1 protein-coding gene is annotated in these 581 nt (G+C 44.1%); it reads left to right on the top strand.

Features of this window, described 5'->3' with window-relative positions:
- The coding region (locus PQQ36_RS22555) for a GFA family protein (RefSeq protein WP_273662756.1) at window positions 1-453 on the top strand (453 nt) is incomplete at its 5' end.
- Window positions 454-581 lie beyond the last annotated feature (128 nt).

Genomic DNA, 581 nt, shown 5'->3' with positions numbered 1-581 from the left:
GCGTTATGTGTAATCGAAAGAAAGGAGGCTTTTATGGCGAATAAACATCGAGGTTCATGCCTTTGTGGTAGTGTGAAGTATGAGCTTTTAGGTGAGTTCCAGTCTTTCTTTTTATGCCATTGTACTCGTTGCCAAAAGGGTACAGGCTCGGCTCATGGCGCAAATTTGTTTGCTAAAGCTGGCACCTTAACTTGGTTAAACGGTGAAAGTGATGTCAGAACGTATAAGCATCCAAATTCATTTCATGCAAAAAGTTTTTGTTCAAAATGCGGGTCTGCAATCCCAACGTTTGCAGAAAGTATTAACAGCGTAATGGTTCCGGCTGGTAGCCTCGATAGTCCAGTTCCAATTCCGCCTACTGCTAAAATCTTTGTTGGTAGTAGCGCTAAATGGTCTATGAAATTGTGTGATGTACCTAGTTACGAAAGGCTTCCAGAACAAGCTAAGAGCTAAACACATAACAAAGCGTTCAAGCGGGACTCATGCCGCGTGGCATTTTTGGTTTGCGGTGAGTTTTGGTGGTGAAAGTGGTCTGCGGAAGGTTGGTTTATGCGGCATTCACCCCTTAACGCGGCGTTATG

It is taken from the genome of Vibrio sp. CCUG 15886, from assembly GCF_028570825.1.
Lineage (GTDB): Bacteria > Pseudomonadota > Gammaproteobacteria > Enterobacterales > Vibrionaceae > Vibrio > Vibrio vulnificus_B.
Note: the sequence above shows the minus strand (reverse complement) of the source record. Positions and strands in the feature narration are given on the sequence as shown.